At 68.2% G+C, this 14,609-nt stretch carries 17 protein-coding genes and 1 riboswitch; of the genes, 10 read left to right on the forward strand and 7 right to left on the reverse strand.

Features of this window, described 5'->3' with window-relative positions:
- Nucleotides 1–41: 41 nt before the first annotated feature.
- Nucleotides 42–617 carry a CGNR zinc finger domain-containing protein gene (locus ABD116_RS03650; protein WP_343964762.1) on the reverse strand — a complete coding sequence of 192 codons (576 nt, stop codon included), beginning with the start codon at nucleotides 615–617 and terminating at the stop codon, nucleotides 42–44.
- The gene (locus ABD116_RS03655) at nucleotides 617–1,540 is read right to left on the reverse strand and encodes a 2-dehydropantoate 2-reductase (protein ID WP_343964764.1); all 924 of its coding nucleotides are present in this window, start codon (nucleotides 1,538–1,540) and stop codon (nucleotides 617–619) included. The genes ABD116_RS03650 and ABD116_RS03655 overlap by 1 nt, the downstream gene beginning before the upstream one ends.
- 120 nt (nucleotides 1,541–1,660) lie before the next feature.
- Nucleotides 1,661–1,792, forward strand: a riboswitch (FMN riboswitch).
- A 122-nt stretch (nucleotides 1,793–1,914) separates the two neighbouring features.
- Between ABD116_RS03655 and ribD the strand changes: the two genes are divergently transcribed.
- The 5 genes from ribD to ribH are packed head-to-tail and all read left to right on the forward strand — an operon-like array spanning nucleotide 1,915 to nucleotide 5,935.
- A complete protein-coding gene (gene ribD, locus ABD116_RS03660) occupies nucleotides 1,915–2,943 on the forward strand; it encodes a bifunctional diaminohydroxyphosphoribosylaminopyrimidine deaminase/5-amino-6-(5-phosphoribosylamino)uracil reductase RibD (RefSeq protein ID WP_343964766.1) in 1,029 nt (342 codons plus the stop codon).
- Nucleotides 2,944–2,946: 3 nt separating this feature from the next.
- Nucleotides 2,947–3,555 carry a riboflavin synthase gene (locus ABD116_RS03665; protein WP_343964768.1) on the forward strand — a complete coding sequence of 203 codons (609 nt, stop codon included), beginning with the start codon at nucleotides 2,947–2,949 and terminating at the stop codon, nucleotides 3,553–3,555.
- Nucleotides 3,552–4,229, forward strand: coding sequence for a nicotinamide riboside transporter PnuC (gene pnuC / locus ABD116_RS03670; RefSeq protein ID WP_343964769.1), 678 nt, complete (start codon nucleotides 3,552–3,554; stop codon nucleotides 4,227–4,229). Before ABD116_RS03665 ends, pnuC begins: the two co-directional genes overlap by 4 nt.
- Nucleotides 4,230–4,232: 3 nt before the next feature.
- Entirely contained in the window at nucleotides 4,233–5,465 is a 1,233-nt protein-coding gene (locus ABD116_RS03675) for a bifunctional 3,4-dihydroxy-2-butanone-4-phosphate synthase/GTP cyclohydrolase II (RefSeq protein WP_343964771.1), read from the forward strand.
- Nucleotides 5,465–5,935, forward strand: coding sequence for a 6,7-dimethyl-8-ribityllumazine synthase (gene ribH, locus ABD116_RS03680; protein WP_343964773.1), 471 nt, complete (start codon nucleotides 5,465–5,467; stop codon nucleotides 5,933–5,935). The genes ABD116_RS03675 and ribH overlap by 1 nt, the downstream gene beginning before the upstream one ends.
- Nucleotides 5,936–6,074: 139 nt before the next feature.
- On the opposite strand, the gene ABD116_RS03685 is transcribed toward ribH, so the two are convergent.
- Nucleotides 6,075–7,949: a hypothetical protein gene (locus ABD116_RS03685; protein WP_343964775.1), complete on the reverse strand. Its 1,875-nt coding sequence runs from the start codon at nucleotides 7,947–7,949 to the stop codon at nucleotides 6,075–6,077.
- Nucleotides 7,950–8,010: 61 nt separating this feature from the next.
- Here ABD116_RS03685 and ABD116_RS03690 point away from each other — a divergent pair, with 61 nt between their 5' ends.
- Nucleotides 8,011–8,979, forward strand: coding sequence for a helix-turn-helix transcriptional regulator (locus ABD116_RS03690; RefSeq protein ID WP_343964777.1), 969 nt, complete (start codon nucleotides 8,011–8,013; stop codon nucleotides 8,977–8,979).
- On the opposite strand, the gene ABD116_RS03695 is transcribed toward ABD116_RS03690, so the two are convergent.
- Entirely contained in the window at nucleotides 8,942–9,937 is a 996-nt protein-coding gene (locus ABD116_RS03695) for a P1 family peptidase (protein ID WP_343964779.1), read from the reverse strand. The two genes, ABD116_RS03690 and ABD116_RS03695, sit on opposite strands and share 38 nt — an antisense overlap.
- Before the next feature lie 102 nt (nucleotides 9,938–10,039).
- Between ABD116_RS03695 and ABD116_RS03700 the strand changes: the two genes are divergently transcribed.
- Genes ABD116_RS03700 through ABD116_RS03710 form a run of 3 tightly spaced genes read left to right on the forward strand, consistent with a single transcriptional unit; the run spans nucleotide 10,040 to nucleotide 11,658 of the window.
- Nucleotides 10,040–10,303, forward strand: coding sequence for a phosphoribosyl-ATP diphosphatase (locus tag ABD116_RS03700; RefSeq protein ID WP_343964781.1), 264 nt, complete (start codon nucleotides 10,040–10,042; stop codon nucleotides 10,301–10,303).
- A 45-nt stretch (nucleotides 10,304–10,348) separates the two neighbouring features.
- Entirely contained in the window at nucleotides 10,349–11,194 is an 846-nt protein-coding gene (gene hisG / locus ABD116_RS03705; RefSeq protein WP_343964783.1) for an ATP phosphoribosyltransferase, read from the forward strand.
- 5 nt (nucleotides 11,195–11,199) lie between these two features.
- Nucleotides 11,200–11,658 (forward strand): PH domain-containing protein, encoded by a 459-nt coding sequence (locus ABD116_RS03710; RefSeq protein WP_343964785.1) that lies wholly within the window; start codon nucleotides 11,200–11,202, stop codon nucleotides 11,656–11,658.
- 176 nt (nucleotides 11,659–11,834) lie between these two features.
- Here the strand turns inward: ABD116_RS03710 and ABD116_RS03715 are convergent, their stop codons facing one another.
- From ABD116_RS03715 to ABD116_RS03725, 3 genes are all read right to left on the reverse strand, one after another.
- Nucleotides 11,835–12,725, reverse strand: coding sequence for an aldose 1-epimerase family protein (locus ABD116_RS03715; RefSeq protein ID WP_343964787.1), 891 nt, complete (start codon nucleotides 12,723–12,725; stop codon nucleotides 11,835–11,837).
- A gap of 91 nt (nucleotides 12,726–12,816) precedes the next feature.
- Nucleotides 12,817–13,494, reverse strand: a complete 678-nt coding sequence (locus ABD116_RS03720) for a uridine kinase family protein (protein ID WP_343964793.1) — start codon at nucleotides 13,492–13,494, stop codon at nucleotides 12,817–12,819.
- The gene (locus ABD116_RS03725; protein ID WP_343964795.1) at nucleotides 13,481–13,999 is read right to left on the reverse strand and encodes a hypothetical protein; all 519 of its coding nucleotides are present in this window, start codon (nucleotides 13,997–13,999) and stop codon (nucleotides 13,481–13,483) included. Before ABD116_RS03725 ends, ABD116_RS03720 begins: the two co-directional genes overlap by 14 nt.
- A 100-nt stretch (nucleotides 14,000–14,099) precedes the next feature.
- Between ABD116_RS03725 and ABD116_RS03730 the strand changes: the two genes are divergently transcribed.
- Complete coding sequence (locus ABD116_RS03730; protein WP_343964797.1) at nucleotides 14,100–14,591, forward strand: SseB family protein; 492 nt, start codon at nucleotides 14,100–14,102, stop codon at nucleotides 14,589–14,591.
- Nucleotides 14,592–14,609: the final 18 nt, after the last annotated feature.

Here is a 14,609-nt window from a genome sequence, read left to right on the forward strand (position 1 = left end):
TCATGGTATATGTGGCGGGCGGGCTTCCTTGCAGTGGGCAACTACTGGTTGCGGAGAGTGCGCATCTTGGCGCGGGCGCCGCAGGAATTCATCGAGCACCACCGACGGCGGCGACCGCGGCTGCTGTCCACGAACAGCAGTGTGCAGGCCGGGTCTTCACACTCCCGAACCGCCTCGACCTCCGGACCCGACAGCAACTCGATCCCATCACGAGCAACAACAGCCAGTACGCCGGAAGTCGACGGCTCAGGATCCCGTCGCTGCAACGCGTTGGCCCGCACGCCGTCCGCCTGGCCCACGCCAGTCGCGAGCGCCGGGGCCGGCGTCGCGCGGGCTGCCCACTCGTTGACCAGGTCGATGTCTGCTTGGCGCAGGGCGCCTCGGTTGAGGGCTGCCAGGGTCAGCGAGTACAGGGCTTCTCGTACGGCGCGGGCGTTCATGAGATCTTCCGCCGTGGTGGAGACGGACCCCAGGCCGGCGAGCTCCACCCAGTGGGCCAGGTCCTCCGGCGTACGCATCCGCTCGAGTCTTTCCGTGGTCCGCTTGCCGAGCGTGCCGACGAAGTTGAGGGCTAGCCGTCCGCCGACGAACGGGAAGGCGAGTAGGTCGACGGGCATCAGGTCGCCAGGGTCCGCGCGCTGGTCAGCTCGTACAGGATGTCGTTGATCGGGGTCGGCGTGCCCGTCGCGCGCCCGAGCCTGACGACGGCGCCGGTCCACGCCTCCAGCTCCGAGGGCTTGCCGGAGTTGATGTCGCGCTGCAGCGAGGTGGTGCCCGCCTCGGGCAGGCTGTCGAGGAACGCGAGCGTCTTGTCGACGGCGTCACCCGGCAGTTCGACGCCGGTTGCCTTCGCGACCTGCTTGATCTCGTTCATGCTGTCGACGATCAGGTGCCGCATGCCCGGGCGACTGCGCAATACGCCGTACGGCGAATCCGCGAGTGTCGCGACCGCCCCGAACGACCCGAGCGCCAGAAACTTGCTCCAGAGCGCGACCCAGACATCATCCGGGACGACTGCAGTCAGCCCCGACTCCTCCAGTGCCTTCCGCAACCGCTCGACCCGCTCGCTCTTCTGGTTGTCCCACTCGCTGAACGTGAGCTTTCCCAGCCCACCGATGTGCCGCACCCGCCCCGGCCCATCCAGAAACGCGACCACCTCGACCGCCCCCGGAAGCACGGCCTCCCGCCCGACCACGTCCGCCACCTGCTGCGGCGCCTCGACTCCGTTCTGCGTAGTCACCACCGCGGTGTTCGGCCCGACCAGCGACCCCAACGACGCGATAGCCGCCTCGAGCTGCCACGTCTTCACCCCCAGCAACACATAGTCGACGACCCCGATCTCCCCCGGATCATCAGTCGCCACCACTGTCTCCAACGCAAAATCGCCCGCAACGCTCTCGACCGTCAGCCCGCTCTCGCGCAACGCCGCAAGATGCTCGCCGCGCGCGACAAACCGCACGTCATGCCCGGCCTGAGCCAACCGCCCCCCGAAGTACCCGCCGACCCCACCCGCACCCAGCACAGCCACCTTGATCGTCATGGCCCCGATGTTACCGGTTTAACCGGTAACCACTACAAGCCATGTCCGGTATCAGGATGTGACCCAGATCCTGGCGAGGTTTCGGGGGCGTGGCACACTCGTAGTACGAGTGAACCCACTCGCGTGCTCCGGGGTCGGTGTAATTCCGAGCCGGCGGTGATAGTCCGCGACCCGGTCGAAGCAGTATCTCGGCCGGTTGACCTGGTGGAATTCCAGGACCGACGGTGAAAGTCCGGATGGGAGGCGCACGCGGTCGGCGGGTGCGCTCCGGCGTCCGGACGTGGCTCAGGCGAGTCGTTTTCCAGGCGTCGGGTCCGCGCGTGCGCCGGTTGTCATGGCCCCGGTGTGCGTCCGTGACAACGAGGGACCCGTCAGTGAAGAACGCTTCGCCGATCGACATCGCCTGGATGCGCCGTGCCGTCGAGCTCGCCGCGCGCGGCGTCGGCAGCACCCATCCGAACCCGGTCGTCGGTTGTGTCATCACCGGCCGTGACGGTCATCCGGTCGGCGAGGGCTTCCACGCCTACCCGGGCGGTCCGCATGCGGAGGTCGAGGCGCTCCGGATGGCCGGTGATCGCGCTCGCGGCGGTACGGCGTACGTGACGCTCGAGCCGTGCAACCACACCGGCCGCACCGGGCCGTGCTCCGACGCACTCATCGCGGCCGGCATCGCCAGAGTCGTGTACGCCGTACCGGACCCGAACAAGCAGGCCGCCGGCGGCGCCGAGAAGCTCCAGGCCAAGAACATCCGCGTCGAGCAAGGCGTGCTGCAAGACGAGGCCGAGGCCGTCAACCACGTCTGGCTGCACAGCGTCCGCCAGGGCCGCCCGTTCGTCACCTGGAAGTTCGCCACCACGCTCGACGGGCGCTCCGCCGCCAAGGACCGCTCCAGCAAGTGGATCACCGGCCCGCTCGCCCGCGCCGACGTGCACAAGAAGCGCGCGGAGTGCGACGCGATCGCGGTCGGCACCCAGACCGTACTCACCGACGACCCCGAGCTGACCGTCCGCGACGAGCAGGACCGCCCGGCCGCCCGGCAGCCGCTACGCGTCGTCGTCGGCGACCGCGAGATCCCGCTCACGGCGAAGGTCCGCAACGACCGCGCCGAGACGCTCATTCTCCCCACCCACGACCCCGCCGAGGTACTCCGCCAGCTGGACGACCACCAGATCCGGCACCTCTGGCTCGAAGGCGGCCCGACCCTCGCCGCCGCGTTCCTGCGCGCCGGCTGGGTCGACCAGATCGTCGCGTACGTCGCTCCCGCGCTGCTCGGCTCCGGCTTCTCCGCCATCGGCGACCTCGGCGCGGAATCGATCGACCACCTCAAACGCTTCAACCTTGCGGACGTCACCCGCCTCGGCGACGACGTCCGCCTCACCCTGACTCCCCTGGGAGGGAAATAACCCATGTTCACCGGAATCATCGAAGAGCTCGGTACGGTCGAAGCGCTCGACCTGCTGGACGGCGACGCCGCCCGGCTGACCATCCGTGGGCCGAAGGTGACCGAGGACGCCGGCCACGGCGACTCGATCTCGGTGAACGGCTGTTGCCTCACGGTGATCGAGCACGGCGACGGCACGTTCACCGCGGACGTGATGCGCGAGACCCTGCAGCGCACCAGCCTCGGCGGCGTCGAGAAGGGCTCCCGGGTCAACCTGGAGCGCGCCGTCACCGCCCACGCCCGGCTCGGCGGACACATCGTCCAGGGGCACGTCGACGGCACCGGCACGATCGCCGGCCGCGAGCCGGCGGAGCACTGGGAGGTCGTCCGGATCGCGGCGCCCGCCGAGATCCTCAAGTACGTCGCCGAGAAGGGCTCGATCGCCGTCGACGGCGTCTCCCTCACCGTCACCGACGTGGACGACAGCACCGGCACCTTCGGGATCAGCCTGATCCCGACCACGCTCGAGCTGACCGTGCTCGGGACGAACAAGATCGGCGACACCGTCAACCTCGAGGTCGACGTGATCGCCAAATACGTAGAGCGCTTGCTAGTTGCTGGAGGCAAGGAATGAACTTCTTCGACTGGTTACTGCACTCGCAGGTCACGATCGGCGGCTCGCCGGTGCTGGTCCGCGAGATCGTCGGCAACGTGTTCGGCCTGGCCAGCGCGCTGTTCGGGATGCGCCGCCTCGTCTCGGCGTGGCCGGTAGGCATCATCGGCAACGTCTTGCTGTTCACGGTTTTCGTCGGCGGGCTGTTCGACACCCCGCAGGACAAGGACCTCTGGGGCCAGGCCGGGCGGCAGGTGTTCTTCGCGCTGGTGAGCCTCTACGGCTGGTACCGGTGGTACCAGACCCGCCACGGTGGCGCGGCGACGGGCGTGCAACCGAAGTGGGCGACCACCCGCCAGCGGATCGAGCTGCTGGGCGTGGGCGTCGTGCTCTACGCGATCGCCTACCCGGTGCTGAAGGCGCTGGGCTCGTGGGGTCCGCAGTGGGACGCATGGATCCTGACCGGGTCGATCCTGGCGACGTACGGGATGGCCCGCGGATACGTCGAGTTCTGGCTGATCTGGATCGCCGTCGACGTGGTCGGCGTACCGCTGCTCGTGCAGGCGAAGTTCTACCCGTCCGCGACGATGTACGTCGTCTACGGGCTCTTCTGTGTCCTCGGATTCGTCTCATGGTGGCGGATCCAGAATCGCGAGTCGGCTACGGCCACTCCTGAGCCAGTGACGGTGGGCTGACCGATGGGCGAGGTACTGAAGCTCGACACGATCGAGCATGCGATCGACGAGATCCGGGCCGGACGGCCGGTGATCGTGGTCGACGACGAGGACCGCGAGAACGAGGGCGACCTGATCTTCGCGGCCTCCAAGGCGACGCCGGAGCTGCTGGCGTTCCTGATCCGGTACAGCTCCGGCGTGGTCTGCGTCCCGATGGAGCCGGCTGAACTCGACCGGCTCGGCATCCCGTTGATGACGCCGCACAACCGTGAGCGGTTGCGGACGGCGTACACGATCTCGGTGGATGCCCGCGACAACATCGCCACCGGCATCTCGGCGGCCGACCGGGCCCGGACGATCCGGGTGCTCGCCGACTCGGCTTCGGAGCCGTACGACCTGGTACAGCCGGGCCACGTCTTCCCCCTGCGCGGCCGCGAGGGGGGCGTCCTCGTACGGCCCGGGCACACCGAGGCGTCGCTGGATCTGGCCCGGCTCGCAGGGCTGCGACCGGCCGCGGTGATCTCCGAGCTGGTGAACGACGACGGCACGATGAAGCGCGGGACAGACCTGCGGACCTTCGCCGACGAGCACGGGCTGGTGCTCGTCTCGATCGAGGACCTGATCCGGTACCGGCAGCGGACCGAGACCCAGATCCAGCGGGTGGCGACCACCACGCTGCCGACGCAGTACGGCGATTTCGTTGCCCACGGCTACCGGAACACGATCGACGGTACCGAGCAACTGGCGCTGGTCCGTGGCGAGATCGGCGACGGGCCGACCCTGGTGCGGCTGCACTCGGAATGCCTGACGGGCGACGTGTTCGGATCGCAGCGGTGCGACTGCGGTCCGCAGCTCGACGAGGCGATGCGCCAGGTCGCGGCCGAAGGCGGCGTCGTCGTGTACCTGCGTGGGCATGAAGGGCGCGGCATCGGCCTGCTGCACAAGCTGCAGGCGTACGAGTTGCAGGACGCCGGCCGGGACACGGTCGACGCCAACCTCGATCTCGGACTGCCGGCCGACGCCCGCGACTACGGGACCGGCGCGCAGATCCTGGCCGACCTGGGGATCACCTCGGTGAAGCTGCTGACGAACAACCCGGCCAAGCTGTCGGGCGTGCAGGGTTACGGCATCGACGTCGTCGAGCGCCGCGGCATCACGATCGATCCGACCGAGCACAACCTGCGGTACCTGTCGACCAAGCGCGACCGGATGGGCCACCACCTGCCCACCGGCACCGAAGAGAACGGAACCATCTGATGTCGGGAAGTGGAGCACCCACCATCGAGATCCCGCAGGCCGAGGGCGTACGCGTCGCGGTCGTCGCGGCGCAGTGGCACCCGAAGGTGACCGACTCCCTGGTCGCCGGCGCGGAGCGAGCACTCGCCGACTCAGGAGTGACCGATTTCAAGGTGATCCGGGTGCCCGGATCGTTCGAGTTGCCGGTCGCGGCGTTGCATGCGGCCAAGGCTGGGTACGACGCGGTCGTCGCGCTGGGCGTGGTGATTCGTGGTGACACCCCGCACTTCGAATACGTCTGCCAGGCGGCGACCGAAGGGCTGATGCGGGTCGCTGTCGAGACCGGCGTACCAGTCGGCTTCGGCCTCCTGACCTGCGACAACGACCCACAGGCCCTCGACCGGGCTGGTCTTCCGGACAGCCGCGAAGACAAGGGCTACGAGTCGGCCCAAGCAGCCCTCTCCACCCTCCTCGCCACCCGCACCCTCTAACCGCCGAGTGGCGAGCCCACATCATGTGGGCTTGAACAACAAACGGTGGGCTTGAACAGTGCAGACCTTGTCCAAGCCCACCGCTTCGTGTTCATGCCCACATGATGTGGGCTCGCCACCTCTTGGGGGCGCGCCGTGCTCAGGCGGTGCGGGTGTGGCGCATTTTCCAGTTGCTGACCCAGGTTTTGCCGTGGTCGGTGGAGAAGAGTTGTTCCCAGGCGGCTTGGGTGGTGCCGGGGGTCCAGATGAAGCGGACGTCGATGGGTTGGCCGTTCCATTCGTCGGGGCCTTCGAAGGTGCCTCGGCCGTCGGTGCCGAAGGAGCCGATCACTGGGGTTTCCAGGGTGCCGCGGAGGCTGTTGATCCAATGGATGGACCAGGTGCCGGCCTCTGGGTTGTAGAGGCGAAGCGTCGCGCCGCGGAAACCCTCGGTCGGGTACCAGCCTTCGTCGAAGCTGATCGCGCCGTCGAAGTACGAGTAGACCTTCATCTTCGAGGCGAGTTCGTACCACTCTGACGGCTCGCCGAGCGGCGGCCGGCGGCGTTCGTTGTGCATGTCCCATTCGCCGACCAGGAAGTCGAAATCGCTGGTGGGCTTGGGGATGCCGAGCCGCGGCGGTTCGGTCGGGCGCCGGGTGAAGTCCATCGTCCAGTTCACCTCCCAGGTCGTCCCGCCGTCCTCGGAGAACGACTGCTCCCAGTGCGCGGTCGTCTCGGTGATGTCCGACCAGGCGTAGCTGACCAGGATCGGCTTGCCGTCGAGCTCCTCCTCGCCGGTCAGCCAGCAGGACTTGCCGTCGTCGGCCCAGCGGCCCCGCACCGGCGGATACAGCTCCATCGTCGTGCTGTTGATCCAGTAAATCGTCCATTCCTCGGCGACCGGATCGAACAGCCGCACCGACATCCCGTACGACGCTTTGCCCGGGAACTGCATCTCGTCGATGCTGATCGCGCCGTCGAAATGGGTCCGGGCCGAGCACGTGCCTTCGTAGCTCTGCCAGTCGTCGCTGCCGACGAACACCTTGTTCAGAGTCCGGTGGCGCACATCGAAGTACCCGTTGAGGAAGTCGAAATCGCTGGTCACTTTGGGGAACATCCGGGTGAACGTCATCGACCAGTTGCTCTCCCAGGTCGCGCCGCCGTCTTCCGAGAAGAACTGTTCCCAGACCGGTACGTCGCCCTTCGTCCAGCGGAATCGGACATCGACGGGCCGGCCGTCGTGGGTGTCCGGGCCTTCGAGGATGCCGACGCCGTCGGGCCCGAAGCCGCCGTACACGGGCGGTTCCAGGACGCCGCGCTTGCTGTTGATCCAGTAGATCGCCCACGCGCCGGCCTCCACGTCGTACAGGCGGACCGTCATCCCGTCGAAGTCCTCGGTCGGGAAGAAGGTCTCGTCGATGCACACGGCGCCGTTGAAGAGCGTGTAGGTCTCGGCCGTGCCTGCGTACTCGCGCCACTCGTCGCTGCCGGTCAGCGGGGCCAGGAGCTGGCGATGCTGCACCTTCCAGGAGCCGGCGAAGAAGTCGAAGTCGCCGGTGAGCTTGGGAGTGTCCAACGGCGGCGGCTCGGTCGACCGGCGGGTCAGGTCCATCGTCCAGTTGGTCTGCCAGGTCTCGCCGCCGTCCTCGGAGTACGCCTGCTCCCAGTGCGCGGTCGTCTCCGTGACGTCGGACCAGCGCAGCCGGACGGGGATCATCCGGTCGCCGAGGTCGTCCTCGCCGTACAGGGTGCAGACGCCGTCCGACCAGCCGCCGCGGACCGGCGGCTGGAGCTTGCCCGTCGTGCTGCTGACCCAGTAGACCGTCCAGATCTGCTCGGCCGGGTCGTACAGCCGCAGTGACATCCCGTACGCCGCTTTGGCCGGGAACCGTGCCTCGTCGACGCTGACCGCGCCGCCGTGATGGGTGCGGCCGCTGTGGGTGCCGGCGAACTCGGTCCAGTCGCCGGCCGGGGTGAGGACGCGGTGGGCGACGTCGAAGTGGCCGTTGAGGAAGTCGAAGTCGTTTGTGCTCATGCCCAGAGCTTGTCGCCTATACCTGCCAGTGAGTGTCAGTGATTACGGCTAACCTGTGGAGATGCGCTCGAGCCGGCTTCTCCAGATCCTTCTGCTGCTGCAGACGCGGCGGCAGTTGACCGCGCGCGAGCTCGCTTCGGAGCTGGAGGTGTCGCTCCGGACGATCTATCGCGATGTGGAGGCGCTGGCGGCGGCCGGCGTACCGGTCTATGCCGATCAGGGGCGCGCCGGTGGGTATCGGCTGGTTGACGGGTATCGGACCAAGCTGACCGGGCTCAACGAGGGGGAGGCAGCGGCGCTGTTTCTCGTCGGGATGCCGGGACCGGCGGCGGCGCTCGGATTGACCGAGCAGACGAGTTCGGCCGAGTTGAAGCTGCTTGCCGCGTTGGCGCCGGATCAGCGGGATCGGGCTGGGCGGCTGAAGAATCGGTTCCATCTCGACATGCCCGCTTGGTACCGGGACGCGGAGGAGTCGCCGTACCTGTCCGCGGTCGCGTCGGCGGTGATGGAGGATCGGCGGATCAAGGTGCTGTACCGCCGGTGGGAGGCGCCGCGTGAGGTCGAGCGGACCCTCGAACCGTACGGGCTCGTGTTGAAGAACGGCACCTGGTACGTCGTCGCCGCGGCGCCCGGTGGGGTGCGGACGTACCGCGTCTCCAACATCCTGCAGCTCGCTCCCACTGACGAAGTCTTCACGCGTCCCGATGGATTCGACCTCGCTCAACGCTGGCAGGAACACCTCGACCGCTTCGAGTCCGAACGCTTCACCGGCGCTGCGCTGGTGCGGATCTCCGCCGGCTTGGTCGCCGGCCTCGCCGACCTGTCCGCAACCTTGTTGTTGAAGGCAATCGCCGACACTGGCGTGGAGCCCGCCGCCGACGGCAGCATCACCGTCTCGGTCCCGATCGAGTCCATCGGCAACGCGGCAACCGGCCTGATCCGCTACGGCAACCTTCTGGAGGTGCTGGAGCCGGCCGAGTTGCGCGCTGAACTCAAACGGCTGGCGGAGTCGGTCGCAGCGCTCTACTGATCAGCTCATGCGGTACGGCGTACTGCGTGTTCCCGTGGTGGCCCGTGACGGTGCCAGCCATCGTCAACGAGTTGAGCAACGCCTCCTCCGTCGCTTCGGTGGTCGCATTGAAGACCTCCTTCAAGGCTTGGTCTTGCGGCGGTGTCGCCCGGTTGGTGCTGAACGCGATCGCGTAGTCGCCACTCCCCGGCGAGAAGTCCGACCCGACCCGCCCCATCGCGAACACCGCCCGCCTGGCGACCCGGCCCAACTGCCGGGCGTCGAGCGGCAGGTCGGTGGCGACGACGATCACACAAGAATTCCCCTCCGGCACGGGCGACTCCACCGGCGGCAGCACCGGAGTCCCAAGAACAGTCAAAGTCCCCGAGAAGTTCGCCTGCACCAACACCCCGACAACCCCAGCTGTCAGTTGGCGAGACGAGGTACCGATGCCGGCTTTGAAGCCGAGGGCGACTGTGCCGGTTCCTGCTCCGACGTTGCCCTCGGCGGGGAGGTCCGCGGTGGCTGAGTCGAGGGCGGCGAAGACGTGTTCGGGGGTGATCGGGCGGGAGCGGATGTCCGAGAGGTAGCCGTCGTTGGTCTCGCCGACCACCGGGTTGAGGCTGATCGCCGACGGATCCCGCTCCAGCAGCCAACTGACCAGCGCGTCGGCGACCCGGAACACCGAGAGGGTCCCGGTCAGAAGTACCGGCGTCTCCAGAACCCCGAGCTCCTCCACCTGGGTCGACCCCACCAACTTCCCATACCCGTTGCCGACGGCAATCGCAGCCGGCAGCCCACCGGCGTACCCAGCCTGCCCGCCCTCGTACCCAGGCGGCACGATCGCCGTGACCCCGGTATTCACCGGCCCGGTCGCCAGCGTCGTGTGCCCGACGAGCACCCCGGGCACGTCCGTGATGGCGTTCAGCCGGCCAGGCGGCAAGGAGCCGGGAGTGACGCCCAGGGCGCGGATTCTCATGTCGCCATCGTCGGGCAGACCGGCGTCCCGTAGTACCGGGAAGTCCGGGGAGCGAGACCTGATCGCAACCTCTCGGGTGGCGACCTTTAGGGTGGAGGGGCGATGAAGACCTTTGATGAGTTGTTCGCCGAGTTGGGCGAGAAGGCGGTGAGCCGGCCGGAGGGATCCGGGACGGTGGCGGCGCTGGATGCCGGCGTGCACGCGATCGGGAAGAAGCTGGTCGAGGAGGCCGCCGAGTCCTGGATGGCCGCCGAGCACGAGGGCAAGGAGCGGGCCGCGGAGGAGCTGAGCCAGCTGCTCTACCACGCGCAGGTGATGATGCATGCGCTCGGCCTGAGCCTCGACGACGTGTACCGACATCTGTAGGAGCACCCACAGAGCCGGTTCACCTCCCACAGATTGGCCCAAGTCATGCTGCGCGTCGCAGTACCCAACAAAGGCTCGCTGAGCGAAGCCGCCACCTCCATCCTGTCCGAGGCGGGCTACCGGCAGCGCCGGACCACCAAGGACCTCTCGCTGACCGACCCGGACAACGGCGTCGAGTTCTACTACCTGCGCCCGCGCGACATCGCCGTGTACGTCGGTGAGGGCACCCTCGACGTCGGTATCTCCGGCCGCGACCTGGTGCTCGACTCGCACGCCGACGCCGATACCATCCTCGAGCTCGGCTTCGGCGGCTCGACCTTCCGGTTCGCCGGCCGACCGGGCGTGGCGCAGTCGGTCAAGGACCTGCAGGGCAAGCGGATCGCCACCAGCTTCGCCGGCATCCTCGGCGACCACCTGGCCGAGAACGGCGTCGAGGCGTCCGTGGTCAAGCTCGACGGCGCGGTCGAGTCCGCCGTACAGCTCGGCGTGGCCGACGTGATCGCCGACGTGGTCGAGACCGGTACGACGCTCCGCCAGGCCGGCCTCGAGGTGTTCGGCGACGTCATCCTCAAGTCCGAGGCCGTGCTGATCCGCCGCCACGGTGTCGAGCAGCCGGCCGGCCTGGAGCAGCTCGTCCGCCGGCTGGAAGGCGTCCTGGTCGCGCGCAACTACGTGATGATGGACTACGACATCCGCGCCGAAGCCGTCGAGGCCGCCAACGCGGTCGCGCCGGGCCTGGAGTCGCCGACGGTCTCGCCGCTTCATCGGGAAGGCTGGGTCGCCGTCCGGGTGATGGTGCTCCGAGCCGACGCACAGCGGATCATGGACCAGCTCTGGGAGGTCGGGGCGCGCGCGATTCTGACCACCGACATCCACGCCTGCCGGATCTGAGCGCGATGACCCCGAAGGCGCCGGCGGCCAAGGCGCTGTGGACGTTCCATCCGTGGGCCATCGCCGTGATGGCCGGCGTGATGGGACTGTCGATCGTCGCCGTCTTCGGGGTGATCTGGTTCCGGCTGTCGCCCGAGTCCCGCGACACCTTCAGCCTCTTCCAGCAGCTCACCTTGCTCGCGTTCTTCGGCACGGTGCTCTACCTGCTGTACCGGATGGCGACGGTTCGCGTCACGGCGTACGAGGACAGCCTGCGGGTGCGCAACGTCTTCCGCACCTACCGGTACTCGTGGCAGGACGTGAAGGCGTTGCGGTTCCGCTCGGGCGACCCCTGGCTGCAGCTCTTCGACACCGAGGGCAACCGCCTGGGCATCCTCGCGGTCCAAGCCTCCGAAGGCGCCCGGGCAAGCCGGGCCGCCAAGGAGCTGGCGGCCGTGGCCCGCTCGCACGGAGCCGGCTCCTGATTTCTAGACATTTCGAAGCGGCCCCTCCGGCGTCGTCGGCAGCGGCTGGTACACGTCCTACGGTCCCTGGGTCTGGGGCAACGGATCGGTGTCCGACAACCCGGCCTCGAGAATCTACTGCCGCCACTCCGAGGACAGCGTGGACGAGATGTACTACGAAACCAAGTAGGGCCCGCTCAGCTGCTGACGGTGAACCTGGTGATGTGTTCTTCACCAGGTTCGAGCACGACCAGGTCGGTGCCGGTGATGAAGGCGTCGGGTGGGCACGTCATGGGTTCTACGGCCAGACCGACGCGGTCGATCGCGTTGGCCGTGTAGAGCTGCATCCACTTGGTATCGCTGGTCAGGCGGGCCGAGTTGCCGGTGGCGGGGTCGGTGAGCCGGACTTCCCAGGGGGTCGGCAGGTTGGTGAAGGCGTTGTCGATGTCCAGGTCCCCGAGTCGGCGAGCCTGGCCGAAGTCGTACTGCGAGCCGGCGACCGGCGCGAGTCCGATCGGGCTCAGCCGGTCGGGGGTGACCTCCAGCCAGTCCGCGGCCGTGAACTCGAGCTCGCACTCGTCGATCTGCCGCCCGACGGTGAGGTACGGATGGGTGCCATAACCGTACGGCGCGTCGCCGGCGCCCACGTTGACCGCGCGGGCCGTGACGGTCAGACCGTTGGTCGCGTCGAGCTGGTAGGTAAGGGTCAGGTCGAGCTGGTGCGGGTACCCCGGCTGCCCGTGCAACCGGTAGCCGACCTCGACGAGTGACTCGTCGCTGCCGTCGTCGGCCCGCTCCCAGTTGGCCCAGCGGGTCAGGCCGTGGATCGCGTTGCTCCGGGCCGGCTCGGTCAGGTACAGCTGCTGGTCGACGCCCTGGAACGTGTACTTCCCGTCGGTGATCCGGTTCGGCCACGGGATCAGGTGCTGGCCGATGCCTGCTCGGGCGGGTTGGTCCTCGGGGTAGCCGAGTAGGACTTCGCGTCCGGCGTACGAGAGCCCCCGCAACCCACCTCCCACGCTCACGACGGTCCCGGAGTACTCCCCGGCGCGAATGGTCCATTGCTCACCCGACGGCAGAACGCTCATCCACCCATCCTCGCCTACTGGCCGTGCCACTTTGTGCTCGACCTGAGCGAATCGGTGGCCGCTGGATGCTCAGGTGGGACACAAAGTGTGCTCAGGACGCGGCTGAGTCGTGGGGGAGGTTGACGGATTTGGTGATGAGTTCGAGGTCCGGGTCGTGGGGCAGGGTGGGGTCGCCGTCGACGATCAGGTTGGCGCGGGTGCGGGTGTTCTCGATGGCGAAGTGGTCGCGTTCCCAGCGCATCCAGTCGAGCCACTGGTCACGGAGGGCTTCGCCGTCGCGCTCGATGCCACGGTCGAGGCGGACCTCGTTGGTCGTCTCGATCCAGATCTTCAGCGACTGCCAGGTGTCGGCGTCGCGGTCGCAGGAGGTGACGCCTTCGACGATCAGGAGCTCGACAGTCGCCGGCACGAGGTGCAGCTCCGCGTACGCTCCGGCAGCCCAGTCGTAGCGCCGGTACCGTCCCTCGCGGCCGTCGGCCAGGCGGGTGAGTACGTGGTCTCGCAGGAGGGCGAAACCCTGTACTGCGCCGTCCCAGCCGGCGTACAGGTCGTCCATGTGGAGCACCGTGGTTCGCAGGCCGCGCGCCTCCGCACGCGCGGCGAAGCGGTCGGCCAGGGTGCTCTTGCCGGATCCGGCCGGGCCGTCGATGCTGATCAGCCGGGTCTTGCCGAGCCGGGCGGGGGCCGCCTGGACATGGTCGAGCAGGCTGTCGATGGTCACCGGATGGGTGGTCAGGGGGTCGCTGGTCAGGCGATTAGTTGATTCCATGGCGTTTCAGGATGTCCTCGATCTCGTCGAACTCCGACGAATCCTGACCCTTCGCCGCCTTGGGGGCCTTGGCCGGTTTGGGGGTCTTGGCGGGCCCCGCGGCGGTGGCCGGGGCGGGGCCGCCGGCGGTCAGTTCACCGATCGCGTCAGAGGCCGGCCGGGTGGCCGACTGGGGCTTGGGTGCCTTCTCCCTGTTCCCACCCCGGCCCTTGGCCAAGCCGGAGACGACGTAGAGCACGACCGAGACGCCGAACAGCGCCACGCCGGCCCACACCGTGGGGGAGAAGATCAGGTGCGTGACCCAGCTGCTCACGGACTTCACCACGTCCCAGATCAGCTCGAGCAGCCCGGTCAGGTACAGCGAGACCGGGAGCAGCGACCAAGCCACGCCGCGGACGCCCGAAGCGAGTCCGCGGCGCCGCCAGGCGGCCCACGAACCGATCAGGCCGAGCAGCGTGAGGCCGGCACAGAACGGCAGCAGCGTCAGATCGTTGAAGTCAGGCACATACCCAGGCTCGCACAGGAACGCCGTGAACCAAGGGGGGAACAGCCCTGACACCACCCTGAAACCGTGCTCCGGGGAGGCTGAGCGGACAATGAGACCCGTGCAACCAGAACGCAAGCTTGCCTTCACCGGGTTCGATGATGATGACGGCTCAGCTGATGCTGCGCTCAGCGAGGCGCTGGTCCGGCGGGATCAGGGGGCGGTTCTGGCGGCGTTGACCAAGGCTCGGTTGCTGGTGCCGGTGGTGGCGATGCTGGGGGAGGTCGAGTACGACGAGCGTGGGCTGGCCCATGACAAGACCTCGGACATGGCTGTCGCGCTGCTGAAAGGGCAGGACGGACGGAACGCGTTGCTGGCGTTCACGAGCACCGAGAGCCTGAAGCTCTGGAGCCCGGAGGCGCGGCCGATGCCCGCTCTGGCGCAGCTGGTCGCGACCGCCGCGATCCAGGAAGGCGCCGCCGCGATCGTGCTCGACGTGGCCGGCCCCGCTCCAGCGGTGATCGAGACCGACGACGTACGCCGGATAGCCGCCGGCCTCCAGGTGGTCAGACTGGAAGACGGCGGCTACGGCTGGATCTCCACCGGCGACTGAAGTCACCGGCTGGAGCGG

The organism is Kribbella koreensis (assembly GCF_039525325.1).
GTDB classification, from domain to species: domain Bacteria; phylum Actinomycetota; class Actinomycetes; order Propionibacteriales; family Kribbellaceae; genus Kribbella; species Kribbella koreensis.

Excerpts from the sequence above, each read along its gene's own strand:
- ABD116_RS03700 (WP_343964781.1), top strand. The coding sequence starts at position 10,040 with ATGAAGACCTTTGATGAGTTGTTCGCCGAGTTGGGCGAGAAGGCGGTG.
- ribH (WP_343964773.1), top strand. The coding sequence starts at position 5,465 with ATGTCGGGAAGTGGAGCACCCACCATCGAGATCCCGCAGGCCGAGGGC.
- ABD116_RS03650 (WP_343964762.1), bottom strand. The coding sequence starts at position 617 with ATGCCCGTCGACCTACTCGCCTTCCCGTTCGTCGGCGGACGGCTAGCC.
- hisG (WP_343964783.1), top strand. The coding sequence starts at position 10,349 with ATGCTGCGCGTCGCAGTACCCAACAAAGGCTCGCTGAGCGAAGCCGCC.
- pnuC (WP_343964769.1), top strand. The coding sequence starts at position 3,552 with ATGAACTTCTTCGACTGGTTACTGCACTCGCAGGTCACGATCGGCGGC.
- ABD116_RS03655 (WP_343964764.1), bottom strand. The coding sequence starts at position 1,540 with ATGACGATCAAGGTGGCTGTGCTGGGTGCGGGTGGGGTCGGCGGGTAC.
- ABD116_RS03715 (WP_343964787.1), bottom strand. The coding sequence starts at position 12,725 with ATGAGCGTTCTGCCGTCGGGTGAGCAATGGACCATTCGCGCCGGGGAG.
- ABD116_RS03675 (WP_343964771.1), top strand. The coding sequence starts at position 4,233 with ATGGGCGAGGTACTGAAGCTCGACACGATCGAGCATGCGATCGACGAG.
- ABD116_RS03685 (WP_343964775.1), bottom strand. The coding sequence starts at position 7,949 with ATGAGCACAAACGACTTCGACTTCCTCAACGGCCACTTCGACGTCGCC.
- ABD116_RS03710 (WP_343964785.1), top strand. The coding sequence starts at position 11,200 with ATGACCCCGAAGGCGCCGGCGGCCAAGGCGCTGTGGACGTTCCATCCG.
- ABD116_RS03695 (WP_343964779.1), bottom strand. The coding sequence starts at position 9,937 with ATGAGAATCCGCGCCCTGGGCGTCACTCCCGGCTCCTTGCCGCCTGGC.
- ABD116_RS03720 (WP_343964793.1), bottom strand. The coding sequence starts at position 13,494 with ATGGAATCAACTAATCGCCTGACCAGCGACCCCCTGACCACCCATCCG.
- ABD116_RS03690 (WP_343964777.1), top strand. The coding sequence starts at position 8,011 with ATGCGCTCGAGCCGGCTTCTCCAGATCCTTCTGCTGCTGCAGACGCGG.
- ABD116_RS03665 (WP_343964768.1), top strand. The coding sequence starts at position 2,947 with ATGTTCACCGGAATCATCGAAGAGCTCGGTACGGTCGAAGCGCTCGAC.